This is a genomic window from Pseudarthrobacter sp. H2 (assembly GCF_050157045.1).
Lineage (GTDB): Bacteria > Actinomycetota > Actinomycetes > Actinomycetales > Micrococcaceae > Arthrobacter.
This window is the reverse complement of record NZ_CP189594.1, coordinates 146,222-168,120: the sequence shown is the minus strand read 5'-3', so window position 1 is coordinate 168,120 and position 21,899 is coordinate 146,222. Positions and strand designations below refer to the sequence as shown.

The window sequence follows — 21,899 nt, the reverse complement described above, 5'->3', positions numbered from 1 at the left end:
CGACGGCGGCGCTGCCCACTTTGGGGGCGGCGCCGCCGCCGTCTGTCCGGATCTCAGTGCCGCGAACGGGCGTCGACGAGGACCGCCTCGAAGGTCGTGGCAGCGGGCGTGGTGAACTTGGCGTTGACCACGGCGAGCGTGTCGCCGAAGAGTGCCGCCGTCGTCGGGATATCGAAGTGCGGGCTGGTGATGACCTCCCGCACCTCACCGGAGGACAGGTTCCGGTCCAGCCGGATGCGGCTGACCTGGTTCAACATGTTCTGGACCGCCCAGAGGGTGTCTCCGCGGACGATGATGCCGTCGACGTAGGGCAGCGTGACGGGGGCACCGGAGCTCTCGGTCAGGGTGATCAGCCGGTTCGATCCGGTGCCCGGGTCAACGGCGTACAGGGCGCTCCGGACGGTGTGGGCGACGATCAGCGTCTTTCCGTCCCGGACCGCAGCGATGCCGTTGAGGTTGAACCCCTTCTCGAGGGCTCCGGCCGGTTCCTTCAGGGCCAGCGTCCGCACCTTACCCGGATCGCCGTGGCGGTTCACCGGGACGAAGTACAGCTCGCCGGCCTGCGAATTGGTGAACCAGGCGCCTTTATCTGTCAGCGTGACGTCGTTGATGAAGCTCGTGCCGCGCCCGGCCAGCTGGTAGACCGCCACCGTCTTCTTCGTTTCGAGGCTGTAGACGTAGGCCTGCCCGGTGGCGGCGCCTGCCACGAAGAGCAGCCCGTGGCGCAGATCGGCCTTCATTCCGACAGCTGCCCTGCCGCCCGGGGCTTCGATGAACCGCTTGGCGGTGCCTTTGTGGACGTCGCCGCGGTAGATGTTCCCGTTGAGCAGGTCCCCGGCGAAGAACGTGGAGCCGTCCCCCGCGGCGATGCCCTCCGCCCCGGTGGCGCCGGGAAGGGTGATCACTGACGGCCCGCCGTCGGATCCTGTCCTGTCCGCCGCCGCCATGGGCGCCGGGGCGAGGAACGCCGCCAAGGCGAGCAGGGCAACAGCGGCCTGGCGGATGAGCTTTCCTGAATAGTGGTTGTTGCGCATGATGACGCTCCCGGATCGGGCTTGTCCGCGGGAACTGGCCAGTACGGGAGCTCCGCACGATGGTCCCTCCAGTCTAGGGAGGGAGGCCGTGGCGGGCCAGAGCCGCAGCCTTTCCCGGGGCCCGCAACCGGCGGGTTTTTGCCGAGGAATTCCGGCGGCATTCCCGTGCGGAGGGGCGCGCGGGCGGACACGCAACGCGATACATTGGCAGGCATGAGCGAAGCCATCCCCGCCGCCTCCGGCCGCGGTACCGTCCTGGTCCTCAACGGACCCAACCTGAACCTGCTCGGCACCCGTGAACCCGAGAAATACGGCACCTCCACGCTGGCCGACGTCGAACAGCTCGCCAAAGACGCCGGCGCCGCGCACGGGCTGGACGTCGAATGCTTCCAGTCCAACCATGAGGGCGCCCTCGTGGACGCCATCCACTCCGCCCGCGGCAAGGCGATCGGCATCGTCATCAACGCCGGGGCCTACACCCACACCTCGGTGGCAATCCGGGACGCAATCTCCGCCGTGCAGCTGCCCGCCGTCGAAGTCCACATCACCAATGTCCACGCCCGGGAGGAATTCCGGCACCACTCGTACCTCTCGGACATCAGCAAGGCCGTGATTGCCGGCGCCGGGATCATGGGCTACCGCTTCGCGGTGGAGTACCTTGCCGGGCTGCAGGGGCCGCAGGGGCCGCAGTCCGGCGAGGACTGAGCATGTCCCCCGCGGACCCCGCCGGCCCGCCGGCCCGCCGGAGGCATCGGCCACCGCGGAGTGGTACCGGCACTTCGGGACCGTCGACGCGCCCGGCAACTCCGCGTGTTACGCCGGGTGGTCCGTGGGCATCGCGGAGGACCCGGAACTGATCCGCCGCATCGAGGAGTGGCCGTACAACAAACGCCAGCCGCTGCTGATGCTCGCCGCGGCCCGGTACCTCGGCGCGCAGATCAGCCCCTACGCTGATTTCCGGAATTTCCTGGACGCACACTGGACGGACATCTCAGGGATCGTGCTCTCCCGCGCCACCCAGACCAATGAGGCCGGGCGCTGCGCCAGCCTGCTGCCGTCCCTCGCGCGGATCGCCGCCGCGGAGGGCCGGCCGCTGGCCCTCATCGAGGTGGGGGCCTCGGCCGGGCTCGCCTTGTTCCCGGACCGTTACGGCTACGAATTCGTCGACGGCGGGAGCGACGGCGGTTCCGCCGGCACCGTGCACCGGCTGGTTCCGGCCTCGGCGCCGCCGGGTACCTTTCCGGTCCTCCGCTGCACCGTCTCCGGCCCGGTTCCGGTCCCGGTTGAACTGCCCCGGGTCGTGTGGCGGGCCGGGATCGACCTCAATCCCCTGGACGTCCGTAACGCCGACGACGTCGCGTGGCTGGAGGCGCTCATCTGGCCGGAGCAGGACTTCCGTCGTGAGCGGCTCCGCCAGGCGATCGCGATTGCCCGGCAGGAACCTCCGCTGCTGGTGGCCGGGGACCTCAACGAACAGCTCGTGTCCCTGGCCCGGCAGGCGCCGGCGGACGCTGCCCTGGTGGTGTTCCACAGTGCGGTCCTGGCCTATCTCGACGCCGGAGGCCGTGACCGGTTCCGCAGCACGATCGCCAGCCTCGCGGCGGAACGGGGCTGCCATTGGCTCTCCAACGAGGGCCACACTGTCATGCTCCAGGAAGACCGCTCCAGCGTGGTGCCGGAAATGGACGACGCCCGGCTCCGCGGCCGGTTCCTGCTGCTGCACAACGGAGAGCCCGTGGCCATCGCCGGACCGCACGGTCAGAGCCTGGAGTGGCTGCGGCCCGCTATTTCTTGATGCACTGCCCGGCCGAGACGGGGTCGCTCAGACCCGGCGCCTGCTCGGCGACCGGACCGAGATCAGCCATGGTGATCGCGAACCCCAGCGAGGACTCGGTGGTGGCCTTCGCAAAGATCACGCCCGCGACCTGCCCGTCGGTGGTCAGCAACGGCCCTCCGGAATTGCCCGGCTGGACGTCACCGGCGAGCCGGTACACGTCTTCCGGGGCCGCGTTGTTGCCGTAGATGTCCGGGACCAGCACGGTGGCGATGTCCTGCACCGTGGCCGGCTTGGACTGGAACGGCCCGCCGTGCGGATAGCCGGCGAACGCGGCCGGACTGCCGGCGGAGAGGTCGGAGCCGAGCGGCAGCGGTGCGGTGCGCAGCCCGTCGACGGCCAGGACGGCGAGGTCGTGCTGGTTATCGAAGTACACGATGCGTCCGGGCAACGCGCCCCCGCCGGGGATTTCCACCACCGGTTCCGGTACTCCGGCGACCACATGGGCATTGGTCACCACACGGCCGGGCGACACCACAAAGCCGGTTCCGGTCTGGTTCTGTCCGCACTGGTACGCGGTTCCGGCGATCTTCAGCACGGAGCCGGCAGCCTTATTCAAGGCAGGGGTATCCGTGCTGGCGTCGGGGACGGCCACCGGCTGGCCCTGCCCGAAGCCGTCCAGCAGGGTCGGAATGCCCTCACCGATCACGGTGGACCGCAGCTGGGCCATGGAGGTCTTGAGAGGGGTCGGCGTCATGCCGTCGATAAAGCGAATCACCTTGGACTCGGCAAGCTGCTGGGAGACGAAGGGGACGCCCAGGGCTCCGATGCTGAACGCCAGCATGGACATGACGAGGGCGGACACCACGACATTCACGCCGCCGCCAACCACGCGGTCTGCGGTCCTGAGCGGGCTGATCCGGACCGCGCTGCGGATCGTCCGCCCGGCCATGGTGCCAAGCCCGTGGCCGATGATCATCAGGAGGACGGCGGCGGCCACGATCGCCGCCAGCCGCCAGCCGCTGTCTTCCACCAGGCCGCTGACAATAGGGACGGAAACGAAGGCGGCCACGGCGCCGGCCGCGAAGCCGGCGATGCCTCCGAGCGTCACCAGGAAGCCGTTGCGCAAGCCATGGATCAGGTAGGACACGAGCGTCAGAACCAACGCCAGGTCCAAAATGGTCAAGCCGAACACCGGGTGCTCCTCACAGACAGGTGAGCCCATTCTACTGGGGGCAGCTGACAGTTCGCCCAACGCCCGATGCCCGCCCCGGGCCGGCACGGGCTCCCGCGGGGCTCCCGGCGGCTCTCCTGCGGCGTCCTTTAGGGCGTTTCGGTGCCAACTACGTCACAGAGGCGCCAAAATTCTGAAACAATGACTAAAGCGCCCCAGCCGACACAGTTAGTCAGGAGATTTCATGGATATCGAGGTATTGCGCCGCGCACCCCTTTTCGCCACGCTCGACGACGAGGCGTTCCGTCTGTTGACGGACGAACTCACCGAGGTGGACCTCTCACGCGGAGCCTCGGTATTCCGGGAAGGGGACCAGGGCGACCAGCTCTACTTCATCGTCTCCGGCAAGGTCAAGCTCGGCCGCACATCGCCGGACGGCCGGGAATCGCTGCTGGCCATCCTCGGCCCGGGCGAGCTCTTCGGCGAAATGGCACTGTTCGATCCGAGCCCCCGTACGGCCACCGCAACGGCCGTCTCGGAAACCCGCCTGGCCGGGCTGAAGAACGAGAGCCTCAATGCCCTGCTCCGCACGCGCCCCGAGGTGTCCGCCCAGCTGCTGCAGGCACTGGCACGCCGCCTGCGCCGCACCAACGATTCCCTCTCCGACCTCGTCTTCTCAGACGTCCCCGGCCGCGTGGCCAAGGCACTGCTGGATCTGGCCGACCGCTTCGGCCGCCCCGCGACCGACGGCGTCCTGGTCGCGCATGAGCTCACGCAGGAAGAGTTGGCCCAGCTGGTCGGCGCTTCCCGCGAAACCGTCAACAAGGCCCTTGCCGAGTTCGTCCAGCGCGGCTGGCTGCGCCTGGAGGCCCGCGCCGTCGTCATCCTCGACATGCAGCGTCTCCGCCAGCGCTCCCGGTAGGGCTGGCACCATACCTGGAAGGCCGGCTCCGCGGAAACGGAGCCGGCCTTCGGTGTTTAAGCATATGAATCCACCGCCGGGACATGCCCAGTCCCGGCGGCGAGGATTGGGCATAATGCCACCATGCCCAACGGCCCAGCCCAGCGGAGGACATGCCCACTCCCGACTCCCGTGCCCGGAGGACATGTCCATCCTTAGCTCCACGGCCCACTGGACCGCCCATTCCTGGCTCACGTGCCCGCGGGACATGCCCATCTCTGGCGGCAAGGACTGGACATAATGCCACTATGCCCAACGGCCCAGCCCAGCGGAGGGCATGTCCAGTGGCGGCACGGGATGCGTGGAGTGCGTCAGCGTTCGCGCTGGGGCTCGCCGGCTACGGTCTTCGCCGCCTCGACCTCGAGCATGAGCCTGCCTTCTTCCTCGACGAGCTTGGGCTGGTAGACGTGGGCCTTGCGCTTGTAGCTCAGGTACGCGATGCAGCCGTTGGCGGCGGCCATCTTCTCGAGCATGATCTCCGAGCCGGGCACAAGGAGTTCGCCCAGGGGCCGCCCGACGGTGTTCTCCTGGCCCACCTCGTCGCCGAGGGCCGGGGTGTCGCGCCCGGCGATGACCTTGCGGACGCAGACCCAGCGGCCCCAGATCCCCTTGCTGGCCAGCAGGGAGGGCTGCTGGTTGACGGGCAGGGTGGCCGCGAAGTAGCGCGTGTTGAAGCGGCGGTGCGGAAAGTCCGGGCTGAGCCAGTTGACCAGCGGCTTGAGCAGGTCCGTCCGCACCGAGAGCCCGCGCTTGGTGAGCGCCTCGGTGAAGGACTTCTCCTGGTTCGCGACGGCCTCGCGGGCCCGCATCCACTCGGGGGTGGAGGTCCCCTCCACCGTCGTGGACAGGTCCGGGCCGGCGAGCAGGATGCCGGTCTCCTCGAACAGCTCACGGATGGCGCCCACCACGTGGCGGCGCGCCAGCCCGACGTCGGACGTCCCCATCTGCTCGGCCCAATGCTGGGGTGAGGGGCCCAGCCAGCCGACGGCGTCGTCGTCGGACGCCTCCAGCGAGCCGCCGGGGAAGGCGAGCACGCCCAGCGGCGAGGACCCGGGCCGGTAGCCCAGCCAGGTCTCCAGGCCCGTGGGCGAATCCCGCAGGAGGACGACAGACGAGGCGAACCTGGCCGCGCGGGGCGTCCGTTCGCCGTGTTCGAGCCAGCTGCGTGCTGCCCCCTCCAGATCGGCGGGAAGGACGAACAGGCGTCGGGCTAACTGAGGCAAGGGAAGTGACCGGTCCTCTAGGCGAATTCGGCGATGAGTTCGACCTCAACGGGAGAGTCGAGCGGCAGGACAGCCACGCCGACGGCGGACCGGGCGTGCTGGCCGGCGTCGCCCAGGACCTTGCCGAGCAGCTCGGAGGCGCCGTTGATGACGCCGGGCTGGCCGGTGAAGGACGGATCCGAGGAGACGAAGCCGACCACCTTGACGATCCTGGTGATGCGGTCCAGATCGCCGATGACGCTCTTGACCGCGGCCAGGGCGTTGACGGCGCAGACGGCGGCGTAATGCTTCGCGGCTTCCGGGGAGACCGTGGGCTCGTCCGAGGCGCCCTCCGTGCCCGAGGACACCTTGCCCGTGGCTTCGAGCTTGCCGTTGATGAACGGCAGCTGCCCGGAGGTGTAGACGTGGTTGCCCGAAATCACCGCGGGGAAGTACGCGGCCACGGGGGCCGCCACGTCCGGCAGGGTCAGTCCAAGCTCGGCCAGGCGCTGTTCGACGGCGGACGACGCGCCCGCGTGCGCGGTGTTCCCGGCGCTGGTCCCGGCGTTAGTACCTGCGGTGGTTCCGGTCGTGCTGCCGCCTTCGACGGCGCCTGCCGGTGTGGCTGCTGCTGGGGTGCTCATGGCTACTGCTTCTCCCTCTTCAGGTAGGCAACCAGGCCGTTTCCGTCGGGGCCCGGAACAACCTGGACAAGCTCCCAGCCGTCGTCGCCCCACTGGTCCAGGATCTGCTTTGTAGCATGGATGATGAGCGGTATCGTGGCGTACTCCCATTTGGTCATGAGCTAGATCCTAGTTCGTTGCCGGTAAAGTGGAAAACATGGCGACTGGCAAGAACCCTTTATTCGACACGGCCACCACCCTCGGAAAGCTCCTGGTTTTCCTCGGCGTGAGCGCCATTTGTGGCGTCCTGGTGGCGGGGCTCCTGGTCCCTGCGGCCGCTGTTTCCGGCAGCGCGGCGAGCGGCTCGATCCAGTTTTTTGACACCCTCCCGGCCGAGCTCAAGGTGGACCCGCCCAGCCAGTCGACGACGATCCTCGCGGCGGACGGCAGCGTGATCGCCAACCTCTATGCGGAAAACCGGACCCGCGTGTCGCTGGACCAGATGTCCCCGTACATCAAGGATGCGGTCATCGCGATCGAGGACAGCCGCTTCTATGAACACGGCGGCGTGGACACCACCGGCATCCTGCGCGCCCTCGTCAGCACCGCCCGGGGCAACAAGCAGGGCGCGTCGACCATCACGCAGCAGTACGTCAACAACGTCATCAACTCCTCCCTCGAGGCCGAGGGCAGGAGCGGCGAGGTCCTCCTCAACGGCGTCAACAAGGGTGTGGGCGACAAGCTCCGCGAGATGAAGCTGGCCATCGCCCTGGAGAAGAAGTTCACCAAGGAGCAGATCCTTGAGGGCTACCTGAACATCGTCTTCTTCAACCGGGACGCCTACGGCATTGAAGCCGCCTCCAAGTTCTTCTTCAGCACCACCGCGAAAGACCTCACCCTGCCGCAGGCCGCGCTGCTGGCCGGCGTCGTGAACAGCCCGTCCTTCTATGACCCGATCACCCACCCGGACAACGCGAAGTTCCGCCGCGACCTGGTCCTGCATTCCATGCTCAGCCAGGGGAAGATCAAGCAGGCCGACTACGACGCCGCCGTGGCCGCACCGGTGACAACCAAGGTCACCCAGCCCCGCCAGGGCTGCGCGTACTCGACGACGGCGCCCTACTTCTGCGACTACGTCCTGCACCTGCTCCTGAACAACCCGGCCTACGGCGCCGACGCCAACGAGCGCGAGCGGAAGGTGTTCCGCGGCGGCCTGACCATCAAGACCACGCTGGACCCGAAGGCCCAGGCCGTCGCCCAGACCCAGGTTGACGCTTCGGCCGGAGCGAACCCCGACAAGTGGGGCGCCTCGCTGGTGTCCGTGCAGCCGGGCAGCGGCAAGATCATCTCCATGGCGCAAAACACCGTCTGGTTCCCCACCGACGGCAAATTCGACCAGACCCAGAACTTCAACGTGGACAGCCAGGACGCGAAGGGCCAGGACCTGAACGGGCTGGGCGGTTTCCAGCCCGGCTCCACCATGAAGCCCTTCACATTTGCGGAGTGGCTCAACGAGGGCAAGTCGATGAGCACCCAGCTCAACGGCGCCGTGCGGCGCTACCCGCAGAACTTCCCCTGGAAGAACACCTGCCCGGCGCCGACGGTGGGCTGGTATGACGCCACGAACCAGAGCCATGACCTGCAGAACGCAGACGAGGACCACTACAAGTACATGTCCGTCCTTGACGGCCTGGCAAACTCCATCAACACCATCACGTTTGCCTCGGCCGCGCAGGTGGACCTGTGCGGCATCCAGAAGATCGTCGACGCCGTGGGTATCCACGGCGGCCTGCCGACGACCGGCGACCCCAACCCCAAGGTGCCCATGACCACCCTCGGTAACCTGATCGGTTCCACCCAGACGGCGCCCCTGACCCTGGCCAGCGCCTTTGCCACCTTCGCGAACGACGGCAAGTACTGCGAGCCGATCGCCATCGAATCGGTGACGGACCAGAGCGGCGCCCAGTTGCCGGCCCAAGCCACCAGCTGCCGGGATGCCGTCAAACCCGAGGTGGCCCGCGGCGTCGCCTACGCCATGCAGGAAGTGCTCAACCGCGGCTCCGGCTCGCTCATCCAGCCCCGGATCTCCACCAGGACCAGCTTCCCGATCGCAGGCAAGACCGGAACCAACGACAACAACAGTTCCACCTGGGTGGCGGGCTACACCACAGGCCTGGCGACCGCCACCTGGTTCGGCGACCCGCTGGGCAACCAGCTGCGTTCCGGCCAGAACGTGACCATCAACGGCAAGTTCTACAAGGGCATCGACGGCTACATGATCGCGGGCCCGCAGTTCTCCAACTACATGGCCCAGGTGGCGCCCGGCTATGGCACCAACCCGTTCCAGGCCCCGCCGTCGAGCATGCTGGGCGTTCCCGCGGCGCCGCGCCAGACGGTCCCGTCGGCTCCGGCGCAGGCTCCGGCACCAGCGCCTGCCCCGGCACCCGCGCCCGCGCCCGCGCCGAGCACACAGGCTTCGGTCCCCGCGGCGGCCCCCGGCGTCGCAGCCCCGCCGGCTCCCTCTGCTCCTGCCGCGCCGTAGCCGATGACCGCCACAAACGCGCTGGCACGCCGCGCCCGGAGCATCGGGCGCGGCGTTGCCGTCACCGCAGCGGTTGGCGCCGCGACCGGAACCGCGCTGGCCGGCTACGGCCTCTGGGAGAAGAACCAGTTCGTCCTGCGCGAGGAAACCGTGCCCATCCTGCCGGCCGGCTTCGGCCCGCTCCGGGTGCTGCACCTGTCCGACATCCACTTTGTGCCGGGCCAGCGCCGGAAGGCCCGGTGGCTCGCCTCGCTGGCGGAGCTGGAACCGGACCTGGTGGTGAACACCGGCGACAACCTCAGCCATGCCAAGGCGGTCGAGCCACTGCTGCAGGCACTGCGTCCCCTGCTGGAGTTCCCGGGCGTCTTTGTTCCGGGCTCCAACGACTACTACGGACCCCGGATCAAGAACCCCGCCTCCTATTTCCTCGGGCCCTCCTCGCGGCAGAAAGACCCGGAGACGCTGGACTGGCCGCGGCTGCGTTCGGGCTTCGGCATCTCCGGCTGGGTGGACCTGACCAACCGTTGCCAGTCCCTCGTGATCAACGGCCTGCGCTTTGACTTCTCCGGCGTCGACGATCCGCATCTGGGGCTCGAGCGGTACGCCGGCTGGCCCCGCGGCACGAAGGGCCAGGACACCACGCCGCACCTGCGCGTCGCCGTCGCCCATGCCCCCTACCAGCGCGTGCTGGACCATTTCACCGAGGCGGGGGCCGACCTGCTGCTCGCCGGCCACACCCACGGCGGCCAGATCTGCCTCCCGGGCTACGGCGCCCTCGTCGCCAACTGCGACCTCCCCACCTGGCGCGCCAAGGGCCTGAACACCTGGGAAAGCAACGGAAGCACGACGCCGGTGAACGTCTCCGGCGGGATCGGCACCTCCCGCTTCGCCCCGGTCCGCATCGCGTGCCGGCCCGAGGCCGTGCTGCTCACGCTCACCTCCCGCGACTGAGCGCGACTGAGCATGCCCCGCCGCGGGGCACAGCAGTGGACATGCCCTCCCGTGTTTCCCGGCCCCCTCGGGACATGCCCTCCCCCGGGCGGGACCGCTGGACATAGTGGCATCGTGCCCACTCCTTGCGGCCAGGACTGGGCATGTCCCCTGACTCGGGAATCCCTTGCGGAACGGCCTCGGCGGGCGGGATGCTGGGGGCGTCCGATATCGTGTGAACCGGGTCACCCGTGACCTAGGGTAGTTGCTACAGGAAACTACATCCCCGGTGCGTTTTAAGAAGCAGGCATGGCCAAGCAGACTCCATTTTTCACGTCAATCAGCCGACTCTATCCGCACGTGCGGCCGATCCTCCCCCGGCTCTTCATGGGCCTGGCCTGCGCGCTGCTGGCGAGCGTGGTGGCGCTGGCCATCCCCCAGGTGCTGCGCGTGCTCATCAACGAGTCCCTGAAGCCCGGCGGAAGCAGCCGGGCGGTGTGGATCGCGTCGCTCGTGGTCCTGGGCCTGGGAATCGCCGAGGCCGGCCTCGTGGCGCTGCGCCGGCAGTTCGTCATCAACCCCGCCACGACCGTGGAGACCCGGATGCGGGTGTCGCTGTATGGCCACCTCCAGGACCTGACGGTCTCCTTCCACGACCGCTGGGGCTCCGGGCAACTGCTCTCCCGGGCCATGACGGACCTGAACTTCCTCCGCCGCTGGATGGCGTTCGGCGCGATCATGCTCGTGGTCACCACCCTCACCGTCGTGATCGGCGTCGCCGTGATGTTCTCGATGAGCTGGCAGCTGGCCCTGATCTTCCTGACCGCGGCCGCCCCGATCATGGCCTACGGCTTCCGCTTCCGGGCCCGCTTCAGCAAGGCGACGCGCCGCAGCCAGGACCTGGCCGGGGACCTCGCCACCACCGTCGAGGAGTCGGTCCACGGCATCCGCGTGCTCAAGGCCTTCGGCCGCGGCCGGGAGGCGCTGGAGAACTTCAACGAGCAGGCCGAGGAACTCCGGCGGACCGAGATCGCCAAGGCCAGGCACCTGGCCGTCTTCAGCCTGGTCGTGACGCTGCTGCCCGAGCTGGCCCTCGGCGCCGGGCTCGTCGTCGGCGTCGTGCTGGCCGCCCGCGGTGAGCTGAGCATCGGCGCCCTCGTGGCGTTCTTCGCCACCGCCGCAGTGATCGCCGCCCCGGTGGAATTCTCCGGCATGCTGCTGGCCATGGCCTTCACCGCCAAGGCCGCGCTGGACCGGCATTTCGAGGTGATGGACTCGGTCAACACCATCGCCAGTCCGGAGAGCCCGCGCCGGCCCGCCGTGCTCAAGGGCGCCCTGAGCTTCAACCACGCCGGCTTCGCCTTCGAGGACGCCCCGGACAAGCCGGTCCTGAAGGACATCACCCTGGACATCCGGCCCGGCGAAACCATGGCCCTGGTCGGCATCACGGGAAGCGGCAAGAGCACCCTGCTCCAGCTGGTCCCGCGCCTCTATGACGTGACGCAGGGATCCATCACCATCGACGGCGTGGACCTGCGGGATTTCAGCGTCGAGGAACTCCGCAGCGTGGTCGCCGTGGCCTTCGAGGACACCACGCTGTTCTCCAGTTCTGTGCGGGACAACGTCCTCCTCGGCGCCCCGGGCAGCGGCGCCCCGGGCGACGGCGCCGCAAACAACGGTTCAGGAGGACGCAGCGCGGAGGCCCTGGAGGAGGTGCTGGCGGAGGCCCTCGACGTCGCCCAGGCGCACTTCGCGTATTCCCTGCCGGCCGGCGTGGACACCCTGATCGGCGAGGAGGGCCTGAGCCTCTCCGGCGGGCAGCGGCAGCGCATTGCGCTTGCCCGCGCCATCGCCGCCCAGCCCAGGGTGCTGGTCCTCGATGACCCGCTCTCGGCGCTGGACGTCCACACCGAGGAACGTGTCGAGGCCCGGCTCCGCGAGGTCCTCGCAGGGACCACCACCCTCATCGTGGCCCACCGGCCGTCCACGGTGGCGCTGGCGGACCGCGTGGCGCTGCTGGAGGACGGCCGGATCGCCGCCGTCGGCACCCACGCCGGGCTTCTCGCGGAGAACAGCCACTACCGCCACATCATTGCGAGCCTGGACCGGGGACCGCGGGACCTGGATTCGGAACTGTCAGCCCTCGAGGCCGAGGAGATTTCCCAGTGAGCAGCACGACCTTCGGCACCGCCAACGAGGACAACGCGCACCTGAGCAGGAGCGAGAGCAAAACCGTCCGGCGCCGCTCCCTGGCCCTGCTGGGCTCCCTGATCCGCCCCGTCCGGCGGCGGTTCTGGCTGACCATCGCCGCCGTCGTGCTCTCCCAGGCCGCGCGCGTGGCAGGACCGGCGCTGATCGCGTTCGGGATCGACCGGGCACTGCCGGCGCTGCGCGCCGGCGACAGCCTCCCGCTGGTGCTGGCCGGCGTCGCCTACGTCGCGGCGGCCCTCACCACCGCGGCCCTGACCGCCCTGTACGTGACATCGACGGCGAAGCTCAGCCAGGCGATGCTGCTGGACCTCCGCGTCCGGGTCTTCCGGCAGACCCAGCGGCTGAGCCTGGAATTCCACGAGAAATACACCTCGGGACGCATCATCGCCCGGCAGACCTCGGACCTGGAGGCCCTGCGCGAACTCCTGGACTCAGGGGTGAGCTCGCTGGCCTCCGGGATGCTGTTCATGGTGTTCACGGCCGCCACGGTACTCGCGCTCGACTGGCGCAGCGGGCTGCTGGTGCTGGCCGCCGGCGTCCCGATGTACTTCCTGGCCCGCTGGTACCAGGGACACTCGCAGACCGCCTTCCGGGAATCCCGCGTCGTCTCCGCCCGGCTGATAGTGCACTTCGTGGAGACCATGACGGGCATCCGCGCGGTCAAAGCCTTCCGCAGGGAACGCGGGAATGCCGCCCGCTACGCGGAACTCTCCGAGGACTACCGTGCGGCGGTTGTGCGCTCGATCAACCTGCACGGCATCTTCCAGCCCGGCCTGGTGCTGATCGGCAACGTCTGCGTCGCCGTCGTCCTGCTGGCCGGCGGCTTCCGCGTGCTCGGCGGCGAACTGGCCGTGGGCGTGCTGCTGGCGCTGATCCTGTCCACCAAGCGTTTCTTCCAGCCCGTGGACCAGATGGCGATGTTCTACAACTCCTTCCAGAGCGCCCAGGCCGCCCTGGAGAAGGTGTCCGGCCTGCTGGAGGAGGTGCCCACCGTCCGGCCGCCCCAGCACCCGGTGACCCTGCACGACGCGAAGGGCACCATCGACTTCCATGCGGTCGAGTTCCGCTACGGCGACGGCCCGCTCATCATCCCGCCGCTGGACCTGCACATCCCCGCCGGGCAGAGGGTGGCCCTGGTGGGACAGACCGGCGCGGGCAAATCCACGCTGGCCAAGCTGATCGCCCGCTTCTACGACGTCTCCGGCGGTTCCCTGACGCTCGACGGCGTGGATCTGCGCCAGCTCACGACGGCGGACCTGCGGCGGAACGTCGTCATGGTCACCCAGGAGGCCTTCCTGTTCAGCGGCTCCGTGGCCGACAACATCGCGCTGGGACGCCCCCAGGCCTCCCGGGAGGACATCGAGGACGCGGCCAGGGCGGTGGGCGCCCACGGGTTCATCACGGAACTCCCGGAAGGCTACGACACCGACGTCAACAAGCGCGGCGGCCGCGTCTCCGCCGGCCAGCGGCAGCTCATCAGCTTCGCGCGGGCCTTCCTGGCCCGGCCCGCCGTGCTGATCCTGGACGAGGCGACGTCCTCGCTGGACCTCCCCTCGGAGCGGCTGGTCCAGAACGGGCTGGCCGGCCTGCTGCGCAGCGTCCGGGACGGCGCCGCGTCCGGTGCCAGCGGCAACGGCTCCAGTGCCGGTGCCAGCGGCAACGGCAACGGCCCCGGCGGGAACGGCTCCGGTGCCGGCCGCACGGCGCTGATCATTGCCCACCGGCTCTCCACGGTGGAGACGGCGGACCGGGTCCTGGTGGTCCACGACGGACGCATCGTCGAGGACGGCACCCCGGAGCAGCTGATCGGCGGCGGCGGACGCTTCGCGCGGCTGCACGGAGCGTGGAAAGACTCGCTGGTCTGAGCCGGTGCGGTGCGGCCGGCAGGCGTGCGTGGGGACGGGCCGGCATCCGATTTCGCATCCGGGGCCTTCATCAGCTATCCTTGTGAAGTTGCTTTTGCAGCGGATCGGGATGTGGCGCAGCTTGGTAGCGCGCGTCGTTCGGGACGACGAGGTCGCAGGTTCAAATCCTGTCATCCCGACCAAAGTAAAGAGGGTCTTCCATTCGGAAGGCCCTCTTTTTTGTGTTCCGGCGGGCCGCCCGGCACCCCGACCGGCACCCGGCGCCGCGCACAAGAAAGCTCCGGGACATGGTTCGCGCACGTCCCGGAGCGGTGAAACGGAGGCTTCTGGAGGCTACATCGGATCGGGCCAGTTCCCGACCGCGGTGATGCTCGGGGCGTCAAAGTTGGACTGGGCGGACAGGACGGCCGGGGCCGCGACGGAGAAAGCCAGTGCGGCCGCCAGGGCGGCTCCAGCTGCGATCTTCTTCAACATGAAGTTCCTCAATACGAGTCGGGGTCCTTACCAAGTCAGTACTACCCTTGTTGACATACATTGTAAAATGGGTTCCACAGAGGCTGTCAAGCATTTTGTACATGGAATGTCCGGAATCAGGAGGTATCCGTGGGGAACGGATTTGGGGAGAAGCTCCGCGCGGAACGGCTCGAACGGGGCCTGACGCAGGCGGAACTGGGCCGGGACCTGTACTCGCCCAGCTACATCTCGCTGCTCGAAACCGGACGCCGCGAACCCACCGCGGACGTCATCGAAGAGCTTGCCCGGCGCCTGGAACTGGCGCCCAAAGCGCTGGAGGCCTGGAGCCAGCCGGTCTCCGTCAGCGACGCCGAATACGTGCTCGCCGGACTCTACGCACGCCAGGCCTGGGACCTGCGGGACTACCCGCTCGCGGCCAGCCACGCCGCCGCCGCCGCGCGGATCGCCCTGGAGGCGAAGAACACCAGCGCCTGGTGGAACATGAGCTACATGCAGGCCGAATGCCTGATCAAGCAGGGCAACTGGCAGGAGTGCAAGGACATCGTCCAGCACCTCCTCGAACACCCCATGGCCGCCGAATCCGCCGGCCTGGGCGTGCGGGCACGCCAGATGCTCGCGGCCGCGTCGCAGGGCCAGGGCCAGCTGACCGCCGCCGTCGAACATGCCGAAGAAGCGGTGAAGCTCTGCGCCAAGCTGCCCAAGGGCACCACCATGATCATCGGGGCGCTGCGGGCGCTGATCGGCGCGCTGGCCGAAAGCGGCCGGCTGGACGAGGCCTGGGAGTACTGCCAGGCCATGAACGGGCAGATGGATGACCACTCCATGTCCCAGCTCGCCGGCGAAGTCGCCTGGGTCATCGGCAACGTCGCGTTCATGCGCCACGACTACCCCGAGGGGATCAAGCACCACGAGCGTGCCGCCAGGCTGCTGTCCCCCGCCAATGACATCGACCTCTGGGCACGGTTCAACAAGGCCTCCGCCGCCGTCCGGCTGTCCTCGGGGATCGTGGAACCCGAGACGCTGTCCTCGATCGAACGCGCCGAACTGGCCCTCTCGATCGTGGGCGGCAACAGGACCGACGAGCTCGAGGTGGCGTTCATCCGGGCCCGGTGGCTCTACCTCACCGGGGACATCGTCGCGGCCGTGGAGAAACTGCGGGAAATCCACGCCGAAAAGGACTCGCTGGCCCGGCATACCGCCGGCGAGGTCTCCCTGCTGCTCGGGAAGGCGCTCAAGGCCGCCGGGGAAGCCAGCGAGGCTCTCGTGTACCTCGAGGAGGCCCAGAAGGAATTCAGCGCGGCGGGAGCCTCGGACCGGGTCCAGCAGGCCATGGACGCCGTGCTGGAGATCCGGCTGGCCCAGCGCCGGGCCGAGGCCTCCGGCGCCGGGACCGCCGGCTGAGGCCGCCGGCGCGGCGGACCCAGCCGCGGCGGGGAACTAGGCGAACGTCCGGCCGGTGAGCTTTTCGTAGGCCTCCACGTAGCGGCCGCGGGTGCGGTCCACGACGCCTGCCGGAAGCGCCGGCGGCGGCACGTCGGAGGACTTGTCCCAGCCGGACTCGGCCGAGGTCAGCCAGTCCCGGACATACTGCTTGTCGTAGGACGGCTGGGCCTGGCCGGGCCGGTACGTCGTGGCGTCCCAGAACCGGGAGGAGTCCGGCGTGAGGACCTCGTCGCCCAGCGTGATGACGCCGGTGGCGGCGTCGACACCGAACTCCACCTTGGTGTCGGCCAGGATGATGCCGCGTCCGCGGGCGATTTCCTCGGCCTTGGTGTAGATCTCCAGGGTGAGCTCACGCAGCCTGGCGGCCACGTCCGTGCCCACCAGGTCCACGACGGCGTCGTAGGTGATGTTCTCGTCGTGCTCGCCCACCTCGGCCTTGGCCGACGGCGTGAAGATCGCCTCGGCCAGGCGCGAGCCGTCCACGAGCCCCTCCGGAAGCGGGATGCTGCACACGGTCCGGGACTGCCGGTATTCGGCCAGCCCGGAGCCGGTGAGGTAGCCGCGGGCGATGCATTCCACCGGGAACATGTCCAGCTTCTTGCAGATCATCGCGCGGCCTTCCACGGCGGCGGGAACACCGCCGTCGACGGTGGACGCCAGCACGTGGTGCTCGACCCCGAGCTGCTCGAACCACCAAAGGCTCAGCTGGGTCAGGATCCGCCCCTTGTCTGGGATCTCACTGGCCAGCACATGGTCGAAGGCGCTGATCCGGTCGCTGGCCACGACCAGGACGCACTCCCGCCCGAAGCGCCCGGTGATGGACGCGTCGACGGGGACATAGAGGTCCCGGACCTTGCCGGAGTAGATGTGCTGCCAGCCCGGGAGGTCCAGCGTTTCGGTGTCCAGGCCGCCGCGGGGGCCGGCGGCCTCATGTGATCCGGTCATGGTCAGGCCTTCGCTTTCGAGGCGGCAGGGGCGCCCGGCGTCGTGACATGGATTTCGCCGCGGGCGGCCTTGCCGCCGATGTCGGTGCGGAACTGGCCGCCGTCGAGCTGGACCAGCTCGACGCCGTCGTACGCCCGTTCCCGGGCCTCGACGAGGTCGGTGCCCAGCGCCACCACGGCGAGCACGCGCCCGCCGGCGGACACCACCTTGCCCTCGGCGTCGAACGTCGTCCCCGCGTGGATCACGTGGACGCCTTCCAGCGCCTCCGTCTTCTTCAGGCCGCGGATGCGGTCCCCGGTCCGCGGGGTGCCGGGATAGTTTTCGGCGGCAACGACGACGGCGACCGCGGTCTCCCTGGCCCAGCGCAACGGCTGGACCTTGTCCAGTCCGCCCCTGGCCGCTGCCATCAGCAGGCCGCCGAGGGGGGTCTTGAGCCGGGCGAGGACGGCCTGGGTTTCCGGGTCGCCGAAGCGGACGTTGAATTCGATGACGCGGGTGCCGCGGGATGTCAGGGCCAGGCCGACGAACAGCACGCCGACGAACGGCGTGCCGCGGTGGGCCATCTGGTTGACCGTGGGCTGCGCGACCCTGTCGATGACTTCCTGGACGAGGCCTTCGGGGGCCCATTCCAGCGGGGTGTAGGCGCCCATGCCGCCGGTGTTGGGTCCTTCGTCGTTGTCGAAGATGCGCTTGAAGTCCTGGGCCGGGGACAGCGCCACGGTGTTGCGGCCGTCGCAGAGGACGAACACGGAGACCTCGGGGCCGTCCAGGAATTCCTCGATCACCACGGTGCCGCCGGCGTCGAAGCACGTCTGGGCGTGGGCCAGGGCCTCGTCGCGGTTGTTGGTGACCACGACGCCCTTGCCGGCCGCGAGGCCGTCGTCCTTCACCACGTAGGGGGCGCCGAAGGTGTCGAGGGCGTCGGCTGCTTCCGCGGCGTTGCTGGCCACCCGGGCCATCGCGGTGGGCACGCCGGCCTCGGCCATGACCTCCTTGGCGAAGGCCTTGGAAGCTTCGAGCTGGGCCGCGGCCTTGCTGGGCCCGAACACCGCGATGCCGGCGTCGCGGACGGCGTCGGACACGCCCGCGGCGAGCGGCGCCTCGGGACCGACCACCACCAGATCGACCGAGAGCCTGGTGGCCAGCGCGGCGACGGCGCCGGGGTCGTTGGCGTCGATGGCGTGGGTGGGGACCAGCTTGCTGATGCCGGCGTTGCCCGGGGCCGCATGGACCTCGGAAACGTTCGGGTCTGCGAGCAAGGATCGGACAATGGCGTGTTCGCGGCCGCCGGGGCCGATGACAAGTACCTTCACAGTCTCCAAGGGTACTTTGTGCACCCCGCAGGCTCCTAAGCTGTGTCAGCCCCGCCAGTGGACATGCCCGGCCCTGCCCGCGGCCACTGGGCATAATCCCACTATGTCCATCCCTGGGCGCAGGCGGAGGGCATGTCCCGCCCGGGCCAGCCTGACCCTCCACGGGACATGCCCGGCCCTGCCCGCGGCTACTGGGCATAATCCCACAATGTCCATCCCTGGTCGCAAGGGGAGGGCATGTCCCGTGGGGAGGCGGGCCCATCCCGGGGCCGTCCGGCTACGAAGACCGGGTATGGACAAGCCCAGCATGAAGCAGCCCACGCAGCAGCCCGCGAGCCGGCACACCCGCCCCACCCGCCCCGCCGCCCTGGCCGCGCTGGCCGGCGTGGCCGCTGCCGCCGTCGTACTGTCCGTGGCGGAACTGATCGGCGCCTTCTTCACGGCGCGGGCGACGCCGGTGATCGCCCTCGGTTCGACCTTCATCGATTTCACGCCGCCGTGGATGAAGGACTTCGCGATCGCCACCTTCGGCACCAATGACAAGGCAGCGCTCTTCGTCGGCATGGGGGTGACCATCCTGGTCCTCGCCTGCGTGCTGGGCGTGGCGGCCTACCGGAAGTGGTCGCTCGGCGTGGCCGGGGTGCTGCTGATGGGCGCCGTGATCGTCGCCAGCGTCGTGACCCGGGCCGGCGTGAAGCCGCTGGACGCGATTCCGTCGCTGGCCGGCACCGTGGCGGGGCTCCTGGTGCTGCGGCTCCTGGTCCGGCGGCTGTGGCGGATGCGACCATGGCCGGAGATGGCCGCGGGCCTCGCCTTCAAGGAACCCGAACGCCCGGCCACCAGCCGCCGGGACTTCTTCATGGCCACCGGCATCACCGTCGCCGCCTCGGCCCTTGCCGCCGGCGGCGGACGCCTGCTCAGCGCGGCCCGCAGCAACGTGGCCCAGGCCCGCGGGTCCCTGAGGCTCCCGTCCCCGGCGAAGGCTGCGGCCGCCGTACCCGCCGGCGTGCAGTCCAAGGCCCCCGGTGTCACCCCCTGGCTGACACCGAACCAGGACTTCTACCGGATCGACACCGCCCTCAGCGTGCCGGAAATCAACGCCCGGGACTGGGAACTTCGGGTCCACGGCCTCGTGGAACAGGAGGTGCGGCTCAGCTTCCAGGACCTGCTGGACGCCAAACTCATCGAATCCCATGTGTCCCTGACCTGCGTCTCCAACCCCGTGGGCGGGAACCTGGCCGGCAACGCCAAATGGCTGGGCATGCCCATCCGCGATGTGCTGGCCATGGCCCGGCCCAAGGACGGCGCGGACATGGTGCTCTCCACCTCCATCGACGGTTTCAGCGCCTCCACCCCGCTGGAGGTCCTGCAGGACGGCCGGGACGCGATGCTCGCCATCGGCATGAACGGGGAGCCGCTCCCGCTCGAACACGGCTACCCGGTCCGCATGGTGGTGCCGGGGCTGTACGGCTTCGTGTCCGCCACCAAATGGGTGGTGGACCTGGAGGTCACCCGCTTTGCCGACAGCAAGGCCTACTGGACGCAGCGCGGCTGGTCCGAGCGCGGCCCCATCAAGACGATGGCCCGGGTCGAGGTCCCCCGGTCCTTCGCCAGGGTGCCCGCCGGGCGGGTGGCCATCGGCGGCACGGCCTGGTCCCAGACCCGCGGCATCACCAAGGTCGAGGTGCAGATCGACAACGGCACCTGGACCGAGGCGGTGCTCTCCGCGGAGGCGTCCGTCATCACCTGGCGCCAGTGGTCCTTCGACTGGGACGCCACCCCGGGGCCGCACTACATCAAGGCCCGGGCCACCGACGGGACCGGCGAGCTGCAGACGGACAAGCGTGCCGATCCGGTCCCCGACGGCGCCTCCGGCTGGCAGTCGGTCATGGTCACGGTTGAATAGCGGGTCCGTGGCATACCCGTGGTATCGCCTGCGGGCACCATACACTGGCAGCATGCCCCTGAATTTGCATGCCACCTTCACCGTCGACGCCGCCGTCGAACTGGCAGTGATCGAACGCAGCGGCTTCGTCGAATCCCGCCACATCGGCTCGGCGGTCCTGATGGCAGCGGACGGAACCGTGGTCACCGAGCTGGGCGATATCACCACCCCCATCTTCGCCCGCTCCGCCCTCAAGCCGCTGCAGGCCCTCGCCGCGATGCAGGCAGGCGTCCCGCTGCGCGGCGCGCAGGCTGCGATTGCCTGCGGCAGCCACGTCGCCTCCCTCGACCACATGGACGTCGTGGCGGGCATGCTCAAGGCAGCCGGGGTGACGGAAGAGCAGCTGCAGTGCCCGGCCGGCTGGCCCCAGGACGAGAATGCCCGGAACTGGCTGGTCCGCTCCGAACGGGGCAAGTCCAAACTCGCCTTCAACTGTTCAGGCAAGCACGCCGCGTTCCTCTGGGCCTGCACCGAGAACGGCTGGGACACGCGCAGCTACCTGGAACCCAACCATCCCCTGCAGCAGCGCATCCGGTCCGTGATCGAGGAATACTGCGGCGAGCGCATCGCCCACCTCGGCATCGACGGCTGCGGGGCCCCCGTCGCCGCCGTCTCCCTGACCGGCCTGGCACGTGCCTACTCCAAGCTGGCCAAGGCCCCCGGGGACAAGAACTCCAACGCCCGGGCTGCCACCATCACCACGTCCATGCTGGACTATCCGTGGGCGGTGCAGGGCCGCGGCGAAAGCAACACGATCGTCATGGACGAACTGGGCATCCTGGCCAAGATCGGCGCCGAAGGCGTCCTGGTCATGGCCACCCCGAAGGGCGTGTCCGTCGCCATCAAGGTCCTGGACGGCAACGTCCGGGCCACGACGCTGGTCGGGCTGACCATGCTCGCGGCCGCCGGCGCCATCGAGGTTCCCGAGGTCTCGAGTGTGCTGGAGAAGGTCGTCGATCCCGTGCTCGGCGGCGGCCGGCACGTGGGCAAGATCAGGCTCGGCCGCGCCGTTTCGGCGCTGCTGGACTAGGCCATGGCCGTAGCCCGACGCCGGATCGCGCCCGACGACGGCCGTGCGGCGCTCGCCGCGTGGCTGGACGCCAACCCGCCGGACGCCGCCCCGCCGGAAACCCCGATGGACGCGGCATCCGTCTCCGCCGGCGCTGCCGCCGCCGTGTCCCGCAACACCCTTGCGACGGCGGTGCGGTACACCCTGGAGGAAGTCACAGCGCGGGCGCCCGGAAACTCGGTGGAGGTGCGCGTCCCGCCGTTCGGCGTGACACAGTGCGTGGCAGGGCCGCGGCACACCCGCGGCACTCCCCCGAACGTCATCGAGTGCGACGCCGCCACCTGGCTGGCGATGGTCACCGGACAGCTGGGCTGGGCGGACGCCGTCGACGCCGGCCGGGTGGCCGCCTCGGGCCTCCGGGCGGACCTGTCCGGACTGCTGCCGCTCTAGCCAG

General features: G+C 69.4%; 19 protein-coding genes and 1 tRNA gene. 12 read left to right on the top strand and 8 right to left on the bottom strand.

Annotated features, from left to right (window positions below; genetic code table 11):
• Window positions 1–53 precede the first annotated feature (53 nt).
• Complete coding sequence (locus ACQCSZ_RS00815; protein ID WP_427006262.1) at window positions 54–1,034, bottom strand: SMP-30/gluconolactonase/LRE family protein; 981 nt, start codon at window positions 1,032–1,034, stop codon at window positions 54–56.
• A gap of 213 nt (window positions 1,035–1,247) precedes the next feature.
• Here ACQCSZ_RS00815 and aroQ point away from each other — a divergent pair, with 213 nt between their 5' ends.
• Together aroQ and ACQCSZ_RS00805 are read left to right on the top strand one after the other, a co-directional pair.
• Window positions 1,248–1,739 (top strand): type II 3-dehydroquinate dehydratase, encoded by a 492-nt coding sequence (gene aroQ / locus ACQCSZ_RS00810; RefSeq protein WP_427006261.1) that lies wholly within the window; start codon window positions 1,248–1,250, stop codon window positions 1,737–1,739.
• Complete coding sequence (locus ACQCSZ_RS00805; RefSeq protein WP_427006260.1) at window positions 1,648–2,829, top strand: DUF2332 domain-containing protein; 1,182 nt, start codon at window positions 1,648–1,650, stop codon at window positions 2,827–2,829. The genes aroQ and ACQCSZ_RS00805 overlap by 92 nt, the downstream gene beginning before the upstream one ends.
• On the opposite strand, the gene ACQCSZ_RS00800 is transcribed toward ACQCSZ_RS00805, so the two are convergent.
• Window positions 2,819–4,003, bottom strand: coding sequence for a MarP family serine protease (locus ACQCSZ_RS00800; RefSeq protein WP_427006259.1), 1,185 nt, complete (start codon window positions 4,001–4,003; stop codon window positions 2,819–2,821). The genes ACQCSZ_RS00805 and ACQCSZ_RS00800 overlap by 11 nt on opposite strands.
• 223 nt (window positions 4,004–4,226) lie before the next feature.
• Between ACQCSZ_RS00800 and ACQCSZ_RS00795 the strand changes: the two genes are divergently transcribed.
• Window positions 4,227–4,904 (top strand): Crp/Fnr family transcriptional regulator, encoded by a 678-nt coding sequence (locus ACQCSZ_RS00795; protein ID WP_011693220.1) that lies wholly within the window; start codon window positions 4,227–4,229, stop codon window positions 4,902–4,904.
• Between the two features lie 350 nt (window positions 4,905–5,254).
• Here ACQCSZ_RS00795 and ACQCSZ_RS00790 read toward each other — a convergent pair whose 3' ends face one another.
• Genes ACQCSZ_RS00790 through ACQCSZ_RS00780 form a run of 3 tightly spaced genes read right to left on the bottom strand, consistent with a single transcriptional unit; the run spans window position 5,255 to window position 6,947 of the window.
• On the bottom strand, window positions 5,255–6,166 hold the full coding sequence (locus ACQCSZ_RS00790; RefSeq protein WP_427006258.1) for an NUDIX hydrolase: 912 nt from the start codon (window positions 6,164–6,166) through the stop codon (window positions 5,255–5,257).
• A gap of 17 nt (window positions 6,167–6,183) precedes the next feature.
• Entirely contained in the window at window positions 6,184–6,789 is a 606-nt protein-coding gene (locus ACQCSZ_RS00785; RefSeq protein WP_427006257.1) for a RidA family protein, read from the bottom strand.
• A 2-nt stretch (window positions 6,790–6,791) separates the two neighbouring features.
• Window positions 6,792–6,947, bottom strand: coding sequence for a DUF4177 domain-containing protein (locus ACQCSZ_RS00780; protein ID WP_003797879.1), 156 nt, complete (start codon window positions 6,945–6,947; stop codon window positions 6,792–6,794).
• Between the two features lie 38 nt (window positions 6,948–6,985).
• Between ACQCSZ_RS00780 and ACQCSZ_RS00775 the strand changes: the two genes are divergently transcribed.
• The 5 genes from ACQCSZ_RS00775 (at window position 6,986) to ACQCSZ_RS00755 (ending at window position 14,498) form a co-directional block, all read left to right on the top strand.
• Window positions 6,986–9,310, top strand: a complete 2,325-nt coding sequence (locus tag ACQCSZ_RS00775; RefSeq protein ID WP_427006256.1) for a transglycosylase domain-containing protein — start codon at window positions 6,986–6,988, stop codon at window positions 9,308–9,310.
• A 3-nt stretch (window positions 9,311–9,313) separates the two neighbouring features.
• Window positions 9,314–10,261: a metallophosphoesterase gene (locus tag ACQCSZ_RS00770; RefSeq protein ID WP_427006255.1), complete on the top strand. Its 948-nt coding sequence runs from the start codon at window positions 9,314–9,316 to the stop codon at window positions 10,259–10,261.
• A 288-nt stretch (window positions 10,262–10,549) separates the two neighbouring features.
• On the top strand, window positions 10,550–12,409 hold the full coding sequence (locus ACQCSZ_RS00765; RefSeq protein ID WP_427006254.1) for an ABC transporter ATP-binding protein: 1,860 nt from the start codon (window positions 10,550–10,552) through the stop codon (window positions 12,407–12,409).
• A complete protein-coding gene (locus ACQCSZ_RS00760; protein ID WP_427006253.1) occupies window positions 12,406–14,316 on the top strand; it encodes an ABC transporter ATP-binding protein in 1,911 nt (636 codons plus the stop codon). The genes ACQCSZ_RS00765 and ACQCSZ_RS00760 overlap by 4 nt, the downstream gene beginning before the upstream one ends.
• 105 nt (window positions 14,317–14,421) lie before the next feature.
• Window positions 14,422–14,498 (top strand) — tRNA-Pro (locus tag ACQCSZ_RS00755).
• A gap of 151 nt (window positions 14,499–14,649) precedes the next feature.
• On the opposite strand, the gene ACQCSZ_RS00750 is transcribed toward ACQCSZ_RS00755, so the two are convergent.
• Window positions 14,650–14,790 carry a hypothetical protein gene (locus tag ACQCSZ_RS00750; protein ID WP_427006252.1) on the bottom strand — a complete coding sequence of 47 codons (141 nt, stop codon included), beginning with the start codon at window positions 14,788–14,790 and terminating at the stop codon, window positions 14,650–14,652.
• Window positions 14,791–14,919: 129 nt separating this feature from the next.
• Between ACQCSZ_RS00750 and ACQCSZ_RS00745 the strand changes: the two genes are divergently transcribed.
• Window positions 14,920–16,191, top strand: coding sequence for a helix-turn-helix domain-containing protein (locus ACQCSZ_RS00745; protein ID WP_427006251.1), 1,272 nt, complete (start codon window positions 14,920–14,922; stop codon window positions 16,189–16,191).
• Between the two features lie 36 nt (window positions 16,192–16,227).
• Here the strand turns inward: ACQCSZ_RS00745 and ACQCSZ_RS00740 are convergent, their stop codons facing one another.
• Together ACQCSZ_RS00740 and purD are read right to left on the bottom strand one after the other, a co-directional pair.
• Window positions 16,228–17,178 carry a phosphoribosylaminoimidazolesuccinocarboxamide synthase gene (locus tag ACQCSZ_RS00740; RefSeq protein ID WP_427006250.1) on the bottom strand — a complete coding sequence of 317 codons (951 nt, stop codon included), beginning with the start codon at window positions 17,176–17,178 and terminating at the stop codon, window positions 16,228–16,230.
• Between the two features lie 2 nt (window positions 17,179–17,180).
• Window positions 17,181–18,491, bottom strand: coding sequence for a phosphoribosylamine--glycine ligase (purD, locus tag ACQCSZ_RS00735; protein WP_427008456.1), 1,311 nt, complete (start codon window positions 18,489–18,491; stop codon window positions 17,181–17,183).
• Between the two features lie 307 nt (window positions 18,492–18,798).
• Between purD and ACQCSZ_RS00730 the strand changes: the two genes are divergently transcribed.
• From ACQCSZ_RS00730 to ACQCSZ_RS00720, 3 genes are read left to right on the top strand one after another with little or no spacing between them, the layout of a single operon-like run.
• Complete coding sequence (locus tag ACQCSZ_RS00730) at window positions 18,799–20,397, top strand: molybdopterin-dependent oxidoreductase (RefSeq protein ID WP_427006249.1); 1,599 nt, start codon at window positions 18,799–18,801, stop codon at window positions 20,395–20,397.
• A 52-nt stretch (window positions 20,398–20,449) separates the two neighbouring features.
• The gene (locus tag ACQCSZ_RS00725; protein WP_427006248.1) at window positions 20,450–21,466 is read left to right on the top strand and encodes an asparaginase; all 1,017 of its coding nucleotides are present in this window, start codon (window positions 20,450–20,452) and stop codon (window positions 21,464–21,466) included.
• Window positions 21,467–21,469: 3 nt separating this feature from the next.
• Complete coding sequence (locus ACQCSZ_RS00720) at window positions 21,470–21,895, top strand: sterol carrier family protein (protein ID WP_427006247.1); 426 nt, start codon at window positions 21,470–21,472, stop codon at window positions 21,893–21,895.
• Window positions 21,896–21,899: the final 4 nt, after the last annotated feature.